The sequence below is a fragment of the Bifidobacterium bifidum ATCC 29521 = JCM 1255 = DSM 20456 genome (assembly GCF_001025135.1).
Classification (GTDB): domain Bacteria; phylum Actinomycetota; class Actinomycetes; order Actinomycetales; family Bifidobacteriaceae; genus Bifidobacterium; species Bifidobacterium bifidum.
The window spans coordinates 1,796,080-1,812,207 of the sequence record NZ_AP012323.1; the positions used below are offsets into that span (position 1 = coordinate 1,796,080).

The window sequence follows — 16,128 nt, forward strand, 5'->3', positions numbered from 1 at the left end:
CACCAAACGACCGACCCCGAGGCCCTTTGCGGATCAGCTTCCGCGAAGGGCCTTCGCATTACACCCATGGGCCGTCTGGATGAACGCCGTGACCGGGCCCACCTCGGGTGTGGATAACCATGTGGATAAGTCCGATTCACGCTTCGCTCCGCCCACCGCATCTGATATGATGACGGTATCATAGCCGCATAGGACAGGACTACGGCTCCGACTTCGGCGCGCGTGCGTACAGTGGTGCGCCCACTCGCGTCGACCGGTCCCATCGTCGCCAAGGAAGGGGACGAAAGACGGATACACCTCGGTTTGGGCGCACCACCATCCGCATAAGTAAGGACATCACCATGACCAGCACCAGCAGCACCGACGTTCCATCCGCGATTTCCGCGAACGCCCTCATCATCGGATTCGGCAAGGGAGGCAAGACATTGGCCGCAAAGCTCGCTTCAACGGGCCGAACTGTCGTCGTGGCCGAAGCGAGCGCCGACATGTACGGCGGCACCTGCATCAATATCGGATGCCTGCCGTCCAAATCACTGATCCTCTCCGCCGATCGGGCGCGGCGAGAGGGCGCGAACCGTACCGCCGAAACCCGCGAAGCGGCATTCGAAGCCGCCATCAGGGAGAAGCGGCGCGTCACCGCGATGTTGCGCGACAGAAACTACCATAAGCTGGCCGACCAGGGCAACATCACCGTGATCACCGGCCGCGCGCGCTTCACCGGCGCCCACAGTGCGGAAATCACCACCGCCGACGGACCGGTCGCCGTGGCCGCGGACATGATGTTCATCAACACCGGTGCCACGCCGCACATTCCGGACATTCCCGGCATTCGCACCACTCCGGGCGTATACACCAGCACCGGTCTGATGGACGTCGACGAGCTTCCGCAACGGCTGGTGATCATCGGCGCCGGATTCATCGGACTTGAGTTCGCTTCGATGTTCGCCGATTTCGGCACGGCGGTCACCGTGCTGCAGCACAGCGACGAGTTCCTGCCACGCGAGGACGAGGATGTGGCGGCCGCGATCCGTGCACAGCTGGAATCGCAGGGGGTCAGGTTCCTGTTCGGCGCGGACACCAAGGCGATCACATCGGCGGATGACGGCATCAGGCTGTCCGTCTCGATGAGGGGCACGTCGGACGTCGGCTCCGAAGCGCGTCTGTGCCTGTCCACCGACGCGGTGTTGGTGGCCACCGGACGCACGCCGAACGTCGAGGGCCTGAATCTCGAGGCGGCGGGCGTGGAACTCACCGAACGCGGCGCCGTGAAGGTCGACGACCTGCTGCGTACCACCGCCGACGGCATCTGGGCTTTGGGCGACGTGAACGGCGGCCCGCAGCACACGTACATCTCGCTGGACGACTACCGCGTAGTATGGTCTCAGCTGAACGGTTCCGCGCGCCCGTACACGCTGAGCGACCGTCGCAACGTGCCGTCAAGCACGTTCCTGCACACGCCGTATTCGCGTGTGGGCCTGAATGAGCGCGAGGCGAAGGCGGCGGGACTGGATTACGTGGTCAAGCGACTGCCGGTGGCCACGGTGCCCAAGGCCCAGGTGATGCGTCGGCCGGAGGGCATGATGAAGGCGCTCGTCGAGAACGGCACCGACCGCATTCTCGGCGCGATGCTGCTCGCCGCCGAATCGCACGAGGTGATCAACATCGTCAAGCTGGCGATGGATATGGGCGCGCCGGCCAGTACACTGCGCGACATGATGTTCACGCATCCGACCATGGCCGAAGCGCTGAACGACCTGTTCGCGTAACGGTCGCGGATCGCGCGTGTCCGCGATACATTTACACAGCGTCCAACAAATCGGGGCTCCCCTCCTTGGATTGGAGGGGAGCCCCTTGGGTTATCGGCTAGTCAGCCTGCCGTCACACCTCACGGCGGCGACGGGCGTAGGCCACGGCGCCCAGGCCAGCGCACGTGGCGAGCGCGATGATGATCGCGAACACCTGCACGTCGGCGCCGGTCTTGGAGATGTCGTCACCCTTATGAGTGCCGCTCTGGGTTCCGTCGCCCTTGTTGTCACCGGGTGCCTGCGACTTGAGAGTCAGGCCCTTGATGGCGGCTTCAAGCGCGTCGGCCATCGCGTCGACCTTGCTCTGCTGGTCGATGGTCAGTCCGCGCTTCACGGCCTTCTTGGCCGCCTCGAACTTCGCCACCGAGTCGGCGGTGTAGCCGCTCAGGTCCGAGGGGACCTTGGCGAGCAGGTCATCGATCTTGCCGTAGTCAGCGGACTTGTAGGCAAGCTTGGCCTCGGCGGCTTCGAACGCCTCCTTGGCTTCGGTGAACTCGGCAATCCCGACTTCGCCTTCACCGGCGGCGGCCAGCTTCTTCAGCGCCTTGTAGGCGTCGGAGTAGGCCTTGTAGCTGGCGTCGGTGTAATAGCCCTTGTCGTTGTCCTTGAGCTTGATGCCGTCCACGTAGTCCTTGACGCCGGTGGCGCGGGCATCCAGCTTGGCGACCGCAGCGTCGATGGCGGCGACGCGCTCGGCGAGCTCCTTGACGGTGCCGGACTTGTACAGCGTGTCGAGACCCTTGACGACCGGGTCGGAGGTGGTGTCGTCCTTCGCGGCGAGCAGCTTGGAGAGCGCCTCGTAGCTGGCCGTGGTGTACTTGGACGAGTCGACCTTGCCGGCTTCGGCGACCTTCGCCTTGAGTTCGACGGTGGAGACCAGGGCCTCCTTCGCCGCCTTCATGGCGTCGATGTTCTGCTGGTTGAGGCCGGCATCCCCCTTGACCTTGTCGCTCTTCGCCTTGGCGATGGCGTCGGTCAGGGCCTTGTAGCTGTCGGTGGTGTACTCGCTGCCGTTAACCTTTTCCATGTCGGCGATGGTCTCGTCGAGCACGGTGGTGTCGGGCGGCGTCGTGGTGCGCACCAGCGCGTTCTCGGCGGCGGTCAGCGCGGTCAGCGCGGCGGCCACCGAATCGGTGGTGCCGTTGACCAGCTTCGCCTTTGCGGCCTTGAGCGCGTCGGAGTACGCCTTCCACGAGTCGGCGGTGTAGTTCGCCTCCACGTAGTTGCTCTCGTGCGCGATCTGGGCCTTGAGGGCGGCGACGTTCACCAGCGCGGTCTTGGCGGTGGTGTACTCGGCGGTCTTGGTCTTGAACGTGGCCGGCTTGGTGCCGTCGGCGGCGATCAGGGTGTCGAGCGCCTCCTTAGCGGCCTTGAAAGCCGCGTAGGAGTTCGTGGTGTAGTCGGCCTCGTCGATCGTGGCGAAGCTGTCGACGGCGATCGTCGCGAGCTCACGCTGGTAGGTGGAGTCCTTCAGCGCGGCGAGAGCGTCATCGACGGCCTTCTTGAGGCTTGCGGCGTCTGCTGTGGACAGGTTGTTCGTGTCCTTCAGCGCTTCCTTGACCTCGTCGAGCGCGTCGGTGTACGCGGTGAACGTCACTGTCGTGTAGAAGTGGCCGTCGTTGGTGACGGCTGCATCCACGAGCTTGCGCAGCGCGGCGACCGCGGCAGCGTCGGCCTTGGTCTGCGCGGCGTCGATGGCGCTTTGCACGGCGCTGGCTGCGGCGTCGATCGAAGCCTTGCCGACCAGCGGGCTGCCGTACACCGCCTGGGCGGTGGCCTTGGCCTCGTCATACGCGGTCTTGGCGTTCGCGGTCCAGGCGGAAGTGTCGACGGTCGCGTCGATCTTCTCCTTGAGCGCCGCCTTGGCCGTGGTGATGTCGGCGTCGGTGTCGGCCGAGTCGAGCGTGATGAACTCGGAGATCTCGGGGATGGCGTCACCCCACGCGATCTTGACGCTGAGCAGCTGCTTGCCGTCCGGCACCTTGAACTCGTTGATCGCCTGTTCCAGCGTTCCGAACGTCACCTCGGAGGTGGAGCGGGCGGCTGTACGAGCCGTCACACCGGAAGTGGTTCCGGTCGCCGCGTCGTACACCGTACCGGTGACGGTCGCGCCACTGGCGGCACCCGACTGCACGATGCGGAACGACTTGATGTCGCTCGGGTCATCGATCTTGTAGGTCAGGGAGCCATCGGCCGCACTCGGCTTGTACGTGGTGGTCAGGTCGCCGTCGATCATGTTGCTCGGCGCGTGGCCGCGCTCCTCGACCTTGGTGGCGGAGAACGCCGCGTTCGCCTCGGTGGAGACGTAGGCGCCCTGATTCACCATGAACTCGTTGAACGCGAGTGCACGCTGCGGGTAGTCGGCGGTGGTCAGCAGACGCAGGTAGCGCATACCGGTGCCGTTGGCGATGTCGTCCTTGCCGTAGTAGAAGACATTCGGGTAGTTGGAATCGGTCTTCTTGTTCGTGTCGCTTATGTCGCCGAACGCGGTCGTGGTGTCGGTGTCGGACACACCGTCGCCAATCTCGAACGCGTCAACCCAGGTCTTGCCATCGACGGACATCTGCACCTTGGTGTCGCGGATGTAGTCGTACTGCGTGTCCTGCGTGTAGATGCGCAGCGAGGTGATGTCGATCGGCTGACCGAGATCGAACACCGCGGTGTTGCCCCGTCGCGGCTGGCCGGCGAACTTGATGACCGTGGTCATATCGCCGTCGAACGCGTTGCCGCTTTCGCGGGTGTCGGTTCCCCAATCGGTGCGCTTCTGGATGTCGGACGAGACCAGCTTGCCGAACTTGCCGACCGTGGAAAAGCCGACCTTGAGCTTGTCGACCGAGAAGGCCGCTCCGTCGGTGTCATTGATCACGCGCACGTAGCGGGCGGTCTTGCCCGTGAGGTTGCCCGGCTCGACAGTGGTCCAGACGAGTCCGTTGTCGGAGATCTGCAGGCTGGGGTTCGCGTTGCCGGTGTTCAGCTCGACGTCGGTCAGATCACGGATCGCCAGCAGATCGAGTCCGGCGTACTGGCCGCCGTCAAGCATCGTGTGCGATTTGTCGAACAGCTCCGCCGTATTGGCGCCCAGCGTGGCGGTGTACCCGTGCTGCGTCTTGTTCGTGTACACCGACTTGAGCGGATCGGCGGTCTCGGGCGGGGTCACGGTGATCTCGGCCACGCGCCACCACACGTTCTTGGCGGCGGTGTTGCGGATGCGTACGTAGCGCCCGGTCACGTTGCCGCTCACCGTGGAGGTGACGTCGTCGCTCAGGTCGCCGAGCTTGGTCCAGGTGGCCTTGTCATCGCTGACCTCGACGACGCCCTGGCTCGGACGGTCGTCGGGGCTGGAGGCATGACCGGTAATCGTGACCTCGCCGATCGGCTTGCTGGAGCCCAGATCGACGATCACGGCCGCGCCGGCCGCGATCTTGTCGCCGTTCGGGTCCTTGAGGTAGGTGATCGTGGACGGGTTGCCGTCGATCATCTGCTCCTTGGTGCTGCTGTAGGTGGCGTTGAGGTTCTCCAGCTGCACGCCGGTCGCCGTGTACGGAGCGAGAGTCTCCTTCTCGACCTTGTTGACGTCGATGCCCTTGATGCCGAGCCACAGGTCATCGCCGTTGTCGGCGGTGGCGATCAGTCGCACGCCGGTGACGCCGGTGATGTTCAGACCGGTGACTTTGATCGGCTCCTCGGAGCCCTTCGGGCGCTCGAACGTCGCATCCGGCACGTCGGTCCAGTTCTCGCCGTCCGTGGTGGTCTGCAGCTTGGAGTGGTAGAAGTGGTTCTTGCCGCCGTTGAACGCGAAGCGGATGCTCTTGAGCGTGGTGGCCTTGCTGAACTTCACGCCGACGTAGTTGCCCTTGTGCAGGTAGTTCGGGTTCTGGAACACCGTGACCGTGCTGTCTTTGCCGTCGAAGATGTCTTCGATCGAGCCGGAGGTCGGCGTGGTGAACACGTCGCTGATGTACGTCTTGGTCACGACGTTCGGGTCGGCCTCCTGCTGCACCTTGTTGGACAGGTAGGAGTCCATCGCCTTGATGAACGGCACGATGTGCTGCACGCCGACTTCGGCGTACTCGGTGTGGTTCACGTAGTAGAAGCCGTGCTTCTTGGACGCGGCGAACGCGGACTGCGCGTCGGAGTACTCCTTGAGCGTCGAGGACGTGTCGCCGTTCAGCGCGGCCTCGATACCCGCGATGTAGGCGAGCGCGGCCTTGGTGGTGTCATCCCAGCAGTCGATCCACGGGGCGATCTGCTCGTTGGCGTCCTGCCCGGTGTAGTCCTTGCCGATGTCGCCGAGCATCTTCGCATCGCCCTTGGCGCGGTAGGTCTTGGCTGCCTTCTGCAGCGTGACGAACGCGGCCTTGATGTCGGTCAGGTCGTGGGCGGTGATGGTGCCGTCAGCCAGCTTCGCCTTGGCGGCGGTCAGTGCGGGAGCCAGGTCCACGGACTCCTGCAGCGCGGTGACGCGCGAATCCATGTTCTGGTTGATGGTGTGCTTGGACAGCTCACGCAGCGCGTTCGACGCGGCGGTCGGCACAGCGGAGTTGTGGTCGACGAACGAGAACGAATCCTGCCATGCCTGGTCGGCCTCGCTCTTGCTCCGCCAGATGTTCCACGAGTAGGTGGCGTTGCCGAAGATGCCGACCTTGCTCGGCTCGGACTGCTGCATCGGGTTGAGCACGATGCCCTGGATCTTCGACGGGTCGACGCCCGGATGCAGGAACGTGTCGTAGCCGCCCATGATCAGGTGGCTCTTCGAGTTGTCGGAGCACGGCCAGTTGATCCACATGTAGGGGCCGCGGCCGACGTTCGAGGTGAACGTGTCGGTGAAGTTCTGCGAGACCTCGCCCCAGACGCGTCCGCCGGTCATGACGATCTGCACTTCCTTGGGGAAGTTGGCGAAGTAGCTCATGCCGTTGCCCATGTATTCCTGCGTGACGAACGGCAGCGTGGTCTTGAGGTCCGGGTAGGTCTTCTTCATTTCCTTGAGCCACGCGACCATATCGGTGAGCAGCTTGGTGTAATTGTTACCACCCACGTTCGCCGCGTCATCGGCCAGGATGGCGATCTGGCGTACGCCGACCCCGATGGTCTGCGCGAACTTGTCCTGCAGCACCTTCAGATCGGCCTGATAGTTCGCCTCGGAGTTGAACCGAATCGCGTTGTTCATGAACGGGTGCAGAGCGAACACGAAACGCGTCTTGGAGGCGTTGCCGGCATCGGCGAGCGGCTTGATCTTGGTGTCGAGCTCGTCCTGCGTGTACAGCGTACGCCACTGCGAGTTGTGCTTCGGATCGTCCTTGGGGGCGTAGAAGTACGAGTTGAGCTTGTAGTAGCCGCCCCACTTCATCAGGTTGATGCGGTCCTGAGTGCTCCACGGGTTGCCGTAGTAGCCTTCGATGAAACCGCGGCTGACCACATCGGCGTAGTCAGTGACGGTGAAGTTGCGGATCGTCAGGCTATCGATCTGGCCGAGCACCTGGTACAGGGTGGTCAGGCCGTAGAAGCTGGCGTCGGTGTCTTTGCCGAGCACGGAGATCGTGCCGTTGTCGGACTTGAGGAAGTATGAGTCGGTCTTGTCGAAGATGGCGGAATCCGGGCTGTACTTGCTTTCGATGGCAGTCTCGGCCTTGCCATCGGAACCGTTCACGCCCACATAGACGTTGGTCTTGCCGCTGACTGCGGCGTCGGATTCGGTGACGTTCAGGTTCTTGAGCGCCGCCACTTCGTCCAGTCGGTCCTGGGTGGCTTCATCGATGTCATCGTCATAGATGACGTTGATGTCGCGAAGAATGTACTGTCCGCTGTCATAACGGATCGAATGCGGCTTGGGGTACAGCGTGTATTCGGTCGCCGCCGTATCGCCGCCTGCCGCGTACGCCGTCTGCACGCCGATGGCCACTGCCGGGCTCAACGACAGAGCCGCGGCAAGCAGGCCTCCTAATGCCTTACTGCGCATACTGGGGTTCCTTTCCTTGTCCGGCACTGGGGACGCGCCGGCTGAATCTCTCATCATTGAATTATTCGTCACCATGCTGCTTTGCATCATCGTGACACGGGGACTCGTGTGAGTTCATCATTGGTCAGTATTCAGTATATATAATTAACAAAATATCGCGACGTTTTCGGTCGTGTCGCAGCCCATCGGCGATTCATGGCCGTGACACGGCGTGCGTTACTGTTGTTGTCATGACCATCACCGTATCGACAGACGGAAGCGCCCTGGGCAATCCGAACGGCCCAATGGGCTGGGCCTGGGCCGACCACGAACTCAACATGGCACATTCCGGCGGCCATGAGCACGGCGGCGACTGCGATGCCGGCGGCGCCACGAACGGCACGAATCAGATCGGCGAATTGTGCGCAGTGCTGGAGGCGCTGCGCGCACATCCCGGCGCGGAGCCGCTGGTCATCGAGACCGACTCGCAGTATGCCATCAACTGTTCCACCAAGTGGGTGCACGGGTGGAAGAAGAACGGCTGGAAGAACTCGCAGAAGAAGCCTGTAAAGAACGCGGCGCTCATCAGGGCGATCGACGCCGAGCTGTCGCGCCGCGCCGGCTCGGTGAAGTTCGTGTGGGTCAAAGGGCACGCGGGCAACGCCGGCAACGAGAAGGTGGACGACCTGGCTCGCACGTATGCCGGCGACTGCCGCAGCGGCGTGCAGGAGGGATATCTGCCGAAGGAGGGATGGCAGTCGCTGCTGGCTTCGGAGTATGCCAAGGGAACCGACGTGCCGGAGGATGCGCAGATGCTGCTGGACGGCAAGATTTCCACGCAGGAGTACCATCTCGGGCGAGGCGGGGAATCGGGTGAAGCGGGAGCCGAGCACGAATCGGACGGCGACAACGTCGCAAAGCGAATCCGCAAGCCATCGTTGGCGGAGCTGCTTGCCGAACCTGAAGGCGTGCCCGACTACGGCGAGACCCAGTCGGACACATCATCCACCACTGCGATGTCAACTCCTACTGTTCCTATGACGACCGAATCGGACGCGACCGTCGCACTGTCATCGAATTCGGCACAGGCCGAGGACACACAGTCCGGTAGCTCCACACGCTCTGTGGCCGAACCTGCGGCGCCGCGGCTCTCACCGACCGCCCTCACCGCGTCGGGCACGCTGCGCTTTACTCCCCCGCCATCCACCAGCCCGACATATGACGGACGGCCGCGCATCATCCACGGACTGGTTCGCGTGGACGGATATGTGAACGGCGACGGCACCATCACCCTCAACAATGCCGCGTTCTATACGGACAAGCAGGGATAGCAGCCGAATGGCGGCGGTTCTCCTCCCAAAACCCGGACGAACGGCGGTGACGTTCCACGAACCGGATACTATAGAGGTGGACTTCAATCCCAAAGTTTGAAGCATGTTTCCCTCCAAGGGGAATGCACGGACATTTCAAGGAGTACATGATGGACAAGGCACAGCAGGATGCACTGAAGAAGGCGGCCGGCATCGAAGCCGCCAAGCTGATCGAGAACGGCATGATCGCCGGTCTCGGAACCGGTTCGACCGTGCGTTTCCTGGTCGATGAGCTCGGCCGCCGCGTCAAGGAGGAGGGCCTGCAGTTCACCGGCGTGACGACCTCCCGTCGCACGCAGGAGCAGGCCGAAGGTTACGGCATCAAGATCGTGGACATCGATGATGTGGATCATATCGACATCACCATCGACGGCGCCGACGAGGTGGACAAGAACTTCAACGGCATCAAGGGCGGCGGCGCCGCACTGCTGTGGGAGAAGATCGTGGCCACGAACTCCAACAAAATCGTGTGGATCGTGGACGAGTCCAAGGTCGTCGACACCATCGGCAAGTTCCCGCTGCCGGTCGAGGTGATTCCGTTCGGCGCCGGCCACGTCATCAAGCAGTTCGAGGCCAAGAACTACAAGCCGGTGCTGCGCCTCGACGCCGACGGCAAGGAAGTGCGCACCGACGAGAACAACTTCGTCGTGGACCTGCATCTTGAGCGCATCGACCACCCGCAGGATCTCGCCGAGGACCTGATCAACACGGTCGGCGTCGTCGAGCACGGCCTGTTCCTCAACATGGTCGACAAGGTCATCGTCGGCGACCCCAACGGCCCACGCGTAATGACCAACGGCAACAAGTGACCTAACGCGGCGAATCGCCGCCTCAATCCCGGCGCCGGCAGCCCCCCCCCATCGGAGTCTGCCGGCGCTGTCATATCCAGTTCGCTTCCGCCAGCGGGGACGAGAATGTAAAAGCCCCGCGGCCGACAGGGTCGCGGGGCTTTGTGTGCGCGCTTGCGAGCGAACGACTACTTGCGCTGGTGGCGAGTCTTACGCAGCATCTTGCGGTGCTTCTTCTTGCTCATCCGCTTGCGGCGCTTCTTGATGACCGAACCCATCGTCAGCCTCCCTTAGTACGTTAAAGATTGCAACTTGCCCAATAGTACACGTATTGAGGGACTTACGCATCCGCGCGTTCCATTTCCGCCATGAATCCGCAAATCACCCCGAATTATCACGAAATCACAGCGGGAACGGCTCGTAGAACCGCAGCACGGATTCCTTGGAGCCGGTCACCTCGAACACGGCGGTATCGTTCTGCCACAACGCCGTCGCGGTCTTGCCATCCTTACTGTCGGCCCTCACCGTGTAGCTGCCGGTGCTCTTGCCCGACACCTTGACGTCCCCGGACTTCAGCTCCTTGCCGGTCAGGTTCTTCGCCAGCTCGTCGTACTGCTTCTTCACGGTGTCGGAGTCCGACCATTGCGCGACGATGACGGTCACGTCCTTCGCCGACTTGCCCGTGGAGTACGTGAGCGTGTACTCCTCCAGCGGCGACGCGGACTTCCAGGTCTCGCTGGCGCCCGCCTTGGTGCGCGCGTAGTTGAGCACGCTGTCCGGCATCGCCTTGAGCAGTTCGGATGCGTCATCCGGCAGCGCGGTGGCCTTGATGCTCGGCTTGGTAGGCTCGGTGGCGGTCTGCTGCTGCACCTTCGTCACTTCGTCCGTCTTGTTCAATGCCCAACCGGGCCATACGAACGCGGACAGCAGCGCAAGCACGACGACCAGCGCGGCGACGATCATCACGACGATCAGCTTGCCGCGCGATGCGGAACTACCGTGCGGATAGGAAGGGGATTGAGTCTTTGCCATGCTGTGATTCTCTCACGCGCATACGACGCAACGGCATCGTTTCGCCGGCGACGTCGGCGTGCCGCTTTGTGCTAAGGTCTGCGGTATGGTGAAGTCGGCGACGCGATATGTATGCAGCGAATGTGGTTGGGATGGTCTCAAATGGGTGGGCCGCTGCCCGCAGTGCGGGCAGTGGGGCACCGTGGAGGAATTCCACGAGGCCCGTCCCGCCGCATCGTCGTCGCGCACCGCGGCGCCGGGCCGCACCTCACGCACGCAGGCGGCCGCGTCCATCGTCAGCGCGGCGACGCCCATCACCCAGATAGACACGTCCACGGCGTCACGGCTGTCCACGGGTTTCGGCGAGTTCGACCGTGTGCTCGGCGGCGGCATCGTGCCCGGCTCGGTCGTGCTGATCGCGGGCGAACCCGGCATCGGCAAGTCGACACTGCTGCTGGAGACCGCCGGCAACATCGCCGCAGGCCAGCCCAACGGCTCGGTGCTGTACGTCTCCGGCGAGGAATCGCAGGCGCAGGTGCGGCTGCGGGCGTCGCGGGTCAATGCGATGGAGCAGAACCTGCTGCTGGCGTCCACCACCGATCTCGCCACCGTGCTGGGGCTGATCGAGCGGACGCGGCCGACACTGGCGATCGTGGATTCGGCGCAGACCATCGTCTCGCAAGACGTTGATGGCATCTCCGGCGGCTCCACGCAGGTGCGCGAGGTGGCGAGCGCGCTGATCGACACGGCGAAGACGCTGAACATCCCCGTGCTCCTGGTCGGGCATGTCACCAAGGACGGGTCCATCGCCGGCCCGCGCACGTTGGAGCATCTGGTGGATGTGGTATGCCAGTTCGAGGGCGATCCGGAAACGGCGCTGCGTATGCTGCGGGCGGTGAAGAACCGGTTCGGGCCTACGGATGAGGTCGGGTGTTTCGATATGAGTGGCGAGGGCATCGAGGAGGTCAGCGATCCCTCGGGACTGTTCCTGTCGTCCGCCGACGAACGTGTGGAGGGCACGTGCGTGACGTTCACGCTGGACGGCCATCGCAGCCTGCCCATTGAGATTCAGGCGCTGGTGACCAGTTCCGTGCTGCCGACACCGCGACGGGCGGTGGTGGGGGTCGAGACGAACCGCATCGCTATGCTCACCGCCGTGCTGTACCGACATGGCAAGGTGAACCTGCTGGCGAACGACCTGTATGTATCGACGATCGCGGGAGGACTGGCGAAGGAACCAGCCTGTGATCTGGCGATTGTGGCGGCGCTGGCCAGTGCGGCCAGGTCGAAGCCAATCGCGCGAGACACGTGCGCCATCGGCGAGATCTCCCTGACCGGGCAGATTAGGCCGGTGCCGCGGCTGGAGCACCGGCTGCGCGAGGCCGCGCGGCTCGGGTTCGCCACGGCGGTGGTGCCGCCGATGCGCAAGCGTGTCACCATCGAGGGGCTGCGCATCGTAGAGGTGACGCATCTGCGCGACGCGCTGGAGTCTCTGGGCGTCGTCTGACAGTGACGGTGACGGTGACGACACGGCACGCGCAAGATACGCGAGGCACGATAGCGGCGCGATTCAGCGCATGCGAGCCTATGCCGATACCGTTCTGACGCAGGTGGAGAGACCGGCGTCTGTCGGGTGCTCCTGCCGCGCTCAACGCGCGGAGGTCAGTTCCCTGGTCTCCTGAACGTTGCGCGTCAATTCGTCCTTGAGCGCATCGGCACTGTCGAATTTCACCTGCGGGCGCAGGAATCCCGCGAATTCGACGCGCACGTCGTGACCATACAGGTCCAGCCATTCGTCGGTGACCGCGTACGCCTCGACCACCCGCTCATTGAGACCGGTCTCTTCGTTGAAGGTCGGCTTCGTGCCGATGGAGATCGCTGCCGGCCACCGGTAGGGTGATTCGGCGGCGAGCCTGGCCTTGGATGAGCCAGAATCATACACGCGCGGAATCACCGAGGCATTGCCGCTGCCGCTGTTGCCGTCGGAGGCGTTCTCGTCGGAGTCGGCGGGCGCTCCCGCCGCGCCCAAATCGATCAGCCAGCCGGCATACACGCCATCCACCGGAATATAACCGTCAATCATGCTCCCCAGGTTCGCCGTCGGGAAACCGATTGTGCGGCCGCGCTCCTCGCCGTGCACCACCGTTCCCTCGATGGCGTGCGCATGGCCGAGGATCTCGTCGGCGGCCTTGATACGACCATGTGCGAGCAGGTATCGCACGTTCGTCGAGCTCCACACGCGCACTTCGCGCCCCTGATGCTTCTTGCTCCACGCGCGCAGCTGCGCCTTGGTCATGCCTTCGGTCGGATCCACAGGCTCCCCAGGCTCGCTCGGCATCTGCGGGGTGACGTCGGCCGGCACGCGCACATGACCTGGGCCGCGGTCGTCGACGATCTCAAGCTCGAACACGCCGGTGGCCTGCGCGAGGACTCCGATGGCCTTCACATCGCCAGCGCGGTTGGCGCCCATCGCCGCATCCGTTCCCAGCACCAGCGTGCGCATGCCCAGTTTGCCGACCATCTGGCCGAGGAAGAACCGATATGATTTCGTGGCGAACGCCAGCGTATAGCGCACGATCAGCACATGGTCCACGCCAAGGTTCTCCAGCGTCCGCAGCCTCTGGTCGACGCTGGTCAGCGCCATGGGGTCGCAGAAGCCGTCGCCCGGCTCCTGCCCGTCATGGGCGGCCGCGTACGCGTGCACGACACCGGGACGCGGGTCGAACATCACCACCACGGAAAACGCCTTGTCGGCCTTGGCGAGTTCCACCGCTCGGCGGATGACCGCCTGATGGCCGCGGTGCATGCCGTCGAACACGCCGACCGTGACCACGGATTTCCTGTTGGCACTCAGCGTCGGCCATTCGACCAGCCCGGAGGCGTCCGGGGCAAGAGTCGTGATTTTCATGGGTGATGGTGTTCCTTCACGTGTTGCGCCGTATATGCGGCTTGTGGGCATGGTTCCGGCCTTCCATGATACCCGCCACCAGTGCGGCTGCGCCACCGAAATGATGAACTGATTTGCATCATGCCGTCCCGATGCCGTCACTGTGTGCGGGCGCCGTCACTGTGTGCGTGGACGCACAGCGTGACGCATACCACAAAACCTTTGGAAAATAAGGATTTCTGGCATTGCGTCACTGTGTGCGTGGACGCACAGCGTGACGCGCCTCGCACACAGTGACGCATTACGCGCCGAATACGGTGGCCGGCTTGGCCTCGCCACGCTTGGCGCGCTCGACGAGCGCCACCACTTCCCCGCTCTGCGGCAGATACGCGGCGGCCGTACCGTGGATGTCATAGGGGATACGCCGGCCGTACCGCAGGTTGACGGCGTCCTGATCGGTGATGGCGAGCAGCGGCATGGTGCCTCGCGCGGCATCCAGCATCGTCAGCGCCTTGCCTGCGAGCTCGTCGCCAATCACATCGAGCACGGCGCGGTTGCGGGACTGGTGGTTGCCGTTGCGGTCGGTGTACTCGCGTGTCTCCACGTGCGCGGTGATGACATTCGGCGAGGAGACGTCGAAACCGCCCACCCGCGTGCGCCGCAGCCGTATCAGGTGCCCGCCGACTCCCAGCGCCGCGCCCAGGTCGCGCCCGAGCGCGCGGATATATGTGCCCGCCGAGCAGCTGACGCGCACATCGACGTCGATCACCGGCGTCGCCTCCGCGTCATCCCGTTCCGTCGTTGCCCGCCCGTCCGCCGCCGAGACGAGCGGAAGTCCTAGCTGCCGCGTCGGGGCATAGCCGAACCGCACATCCAGCACACCGAACGCGCTGACGGTGATCCGACGCGCCTTGAGCTGCACGTCCTTGCCGTCGCGGGCCAGATCATAGGCACGTTGACCGTTGATTTTGATTGCGGAGAACGTGTTCGGCACCTGCTCGATGCTGCCGGTGAGCTGCAATGCGATGATGTCATCGATACGGTCGCGCCACAGCTGCTGGCCATCCGGCAAAAACGCTTCCTGATGCGGATGATACGCGGAGCCGTCATCCGCGACCTTTGCGGCTGCCACGGCCGAACCCTTGGCCGCGTTCACAGGCCCATTCTCGCCAGCCGACTGAGGCCCACCGGCGACCGGCAATGCCAGCAGCTCTTGCCAGCGCTCGGGCGAGGTAGCCGACAGCAGTTCGCCATCGGCATCATCGGTGGTGGTGGACTGGCCGAGGCGAATCGTCGCCTCATAGGTCTTGTCGTGTTCGACGATATGGTTCAGCAACCGCGTGGCGTTGCCGAATCCGACGACCAGCACGCCGGTGGCCATCGGGTCGAGGGTGCCGGCGTGCCCCACCTTTTTCATATGCAATGCGCCGCGCGCAGCCGCGACGATGTCATGACTGGTGACGCCACGCGGCTTGTCCACGACCAACAATCCCGACGTAGGAGTCGCCGGCGCGGCGGAGCCAGCCACAGGCGCGGCTTGCGTAGCCACGATCGGAGCCTGCTCGCCGCCCGAGGCTTCGGGTACGGTCCCCATCAGTGAATTCTCTCCCGTCTCGCAGAACCGCTGATATGAGGCTCAGCGGTCGCCCGTTGCCTCGTCCGCCGCGTTCTCGGCGTCATCTTCCAGGGTCTCGACGCCGATGCCGTTGCCTTCGACGTCGTCATCGTCGAGGTCGTCCGCGTACTCGTCGTACTCGTCGTCATCGTCAAACTCGTCGTCATCGCGCTCTTCAGGATGCTTGTACGGGTCGGCGTCGCCCGCGTACTGCGCGGTCTCGCGCGCCTTGGCGATCTCCTCGTCACGCTTGTGCGCGACAGCCAGGATATCCTCGATCTCATGCGCCTCGCTCGGCACCTCGTCATAGATGAACTGCAGCTGCGGGGTCAGTCGCAGGCCGGCTTTGGAGCCGACCAGCGAACGCAGCCGCCCTTTCGCCTGATCGAGCGCCTGCTTGGCGCGCTTGCGCTCCCCCTGCTCGCGCCCATCATGCCCAAGCTGAGTCCAGTACACCTTGGCGATCTGCAAGTCATTGGTGACGCGCACATCGGTGATGGTCACGCTCGCAAGCCGCTTGTCGTGCAGCTGAGCTTCCATCGACGACGCGATCACCCGTTGGATCAGCGCCGCGACTCGTGCGGCGCGCGGGTTCGTTCCTGCCATAAAAATCCTTTTCCTCGATTGCGCGGCGAACCGCTGACAATATCACTCGTATCATATTCGCACATCCCCTACTCGAAGGCTCACAGCGAATCGTTCTCAATAAGAAACATG

At 63.8% G+C, this 16,128-nt stretch carries 10 protein-coding genes; 4 read left to right on the plus strand and 6 right to left on the minus strand.

Going from position 1 to position 16,128, the window contains the following annotated elements:
• Window positions 1–341 precede the first annotated feature (341 nt).
• Complete coding sequence (locus tag BBBF_RS07550; RefSeq protein ID WP_003821816.1) at window positions 342–1,766, plus strand: FAD-dependent oxidoreductase; 1,425 nt, start codon at window positions 342–344, stop codon at window positions 1,764–1,766.
• 112 nt (window positions 1,767–1,878) lie between these two features.
• Here BBBF_RS07550 and BBBF_RS07555 read toward each other — a convergent pair whose 3' ends face one another.
• Entirely contained in the window at window positions 1,879–7,761 is a 5,883-nt protein-coding gene (locus tag BBBF_RS07555) for a beta-N-acetylglucosaminidase domain-containing protein (RefSeq protein WP_033509815.1), read from the minus strand.
• Between the two features lie 230 nt (window positions 7,762–7,991).
• Here BBBF_RS07555 and BBBF_RS07560 point away from each other — a divergent pair, with 230 nt between their 5' ends.
• Together BBBF_RS07560 and rpiA are read left to right on the plus strand one after the other, a co-directional pair.
• Window positions 7,992–9,071: a ribonuclease H family protein gene (locus BBBF_RS07560; RefSeq protein ID WP_013390211.1), complete on the plus strand. Its 1,080-nt coding sequence runs from the start codon at window positions 7,992–7,994 to the stop codon at window positions 9,069–9,071.
• 149 nt (window positions 9,072–9,220) lie between these two features.
• The gene (rpiA, locus tag BBBF_RS07565) at window positions 9,221–9,919 is read left to right on the plus strand and encodes a ribose-5-phosphate isomerase RpiA (protein ID WP_003814612.1); all 699 of its coding nucleotides are present in this window, start codon (window positions 9,221–9,223) and stop codon (window positions 9,917–9,919) included.
• 167 nt (window positions 9,920–10,086) lie between these two features.
• Here the strand turns inward: rpiA and BBBF_RS09710 are convergent, their stop codons facing one another.
• Window positions 10,087–10,176, minus strand: a complete 90-nt coding sequence (locus BBBF_RS09710) for a 30S ribosomal protein bS22 (RefSeq protein WP_003817716.1) — start codon at window positions 10,174–10,176, stop codon at window positions 10,087–10,089.
• Between the two features lie 124 nt (window positions 10,177–10,300).
• A complete protein-coding gene (locus BBBF_RS07570; RefSeq protein ID WP_003818877.1) occupies window positions 10,301–10,930 on the minus strand; it encodes a hypothetical protein in 630 nt (209 codons plus the stop codon).
• A gap of 85 nt (window positions 10,931–11,015) precedes the next feature.
• Here BBBF_RS07570 and radA point away from each other — a divergent pair, with 85 nt between their 5' ends.
• Window positions 11,016–12,416, plus strand: coding sequence for a DNA repair protein RadA (gene radA, locus BBBF_RS07575; protein ID WP_013390212.1), 1,401 nt, complete (start codon window positions 11,016–11,018; stop codon window positions 12,414–12,416).
• A 141-nt stretch (window positions 12,417–12,557) separates the two neighbouring features.
• On the opposite strand, the gene ribF is transcribed toward radA, so the two are convergent.
• The 3 genes from ribF to rbfA all read right to left on the minus strand — a co-directional run bounded on the left by ribF (window position 12,558) and on the right by rbfA (window position 16,017).
• Entirely contained in the window at window positions 12,558–13,817 is a 1,260-nt protein-coding gene (ribF, locus tag BBBF_RS07580; protein WP_003823255.1) for a bifunctional riboflavin kinase/FMN adenylyltransferase, read from the minus strand.
• Window positions 13,818–14,097: 280 nt separating this feature from the next.
• On the minus strand, window positions 14,098–15,390 hold the full coding sequence (locus BBBF_RS07585; RefSeq protein WP_017143574.1) for a tRNA pseudouridine synthase B: 1,293 nt from the start codon (window positions 15,388–15,390) through the stop codon (window positions 14,098–14,100).
• Window positions 15,391–15,432: 42 nt separating this feature from the next.
• Window positions 15,433–16,017, minus strand: a complete 585-nt coding sequence (gene rbfA / locus BBBF_RS07590; RefSeq protein WP_003814603.1) for a 30S ribosome-binding factor RbfA — start codon at window positions 16,015–16,017, stop codon at window positions 15,433–15,435.
• Window positions 16,018–16,128 lie beyond the last annotated feature (111 nt).

Coding starts and splice junctions, on each gene's coding strand:
- BBBF_RS07550 (WP_003821816.1), top strand. CDS start 342: ATGACCAGCACCAGCAGCACCGACGTTCCATCCGCGATTTCCGCGAAC.
- BBBF_RS07555 (WP_033509815.1), bottom strand. CDS start 7,761: ATGCGCAGTAAGGCATTAGGAGGCCTGCTTGCCGCGGCTCTGTCGTTG.
- BBBF_RS07560 (WP_013390211.1), top strand. CDS start 7,992: ATGACCATCACCGTATCGACAGACGGAAGCGCCCTGGGCAATCCGAAC.
- rpiA (WP_003814612.1), top strand. CDS start 9,221: ATGGACAAGGCACAGCAGGATGCACTGAAGAAGGCGGCCGGCATCGAA.
- BBBF_RS09710 (WP_003817716.1), bottom strand. CDS start 10,176: ATGGGTTCGGTCATCAAGAAGCGCCGCAAGCGGATGAGCAAGAAGAAG.
- BBBF_RS07570 (WP_003818877.1), bottom strand. CDS start 10,930: ATGGCAAAGACTCAATCCCCTTCCTATCCGCACGGTAGTTCCGCATCG.
- radA (WP_013390212.1), top strand. CDS start 11,016: ATGGTGAAGTCGGCGACGCGATATGTATGCAGCGAATGTGGTTGGGAT.
- ribF (WP_003823255.1), bottom strand. CDS start 13,817: ATGAAAATCACGACTCTTGCCCCGGACGCCTCCGGGCTGGTCGAATGG.
- BBBF_RS07585 (WP_017143574.1), bottom strand. CDS start 15,390: ATGGGGACCGTACCCGAAGCCTCGGGCGGCGAGCAGGCTCCGATCGTG.
- rbfA (WP_003814603.1), bottom strand. CDS start 16,017: ATGGCAGGAACGAACCCGCGCGCCGCACGAGTCGCGGCGCTGATCCAA.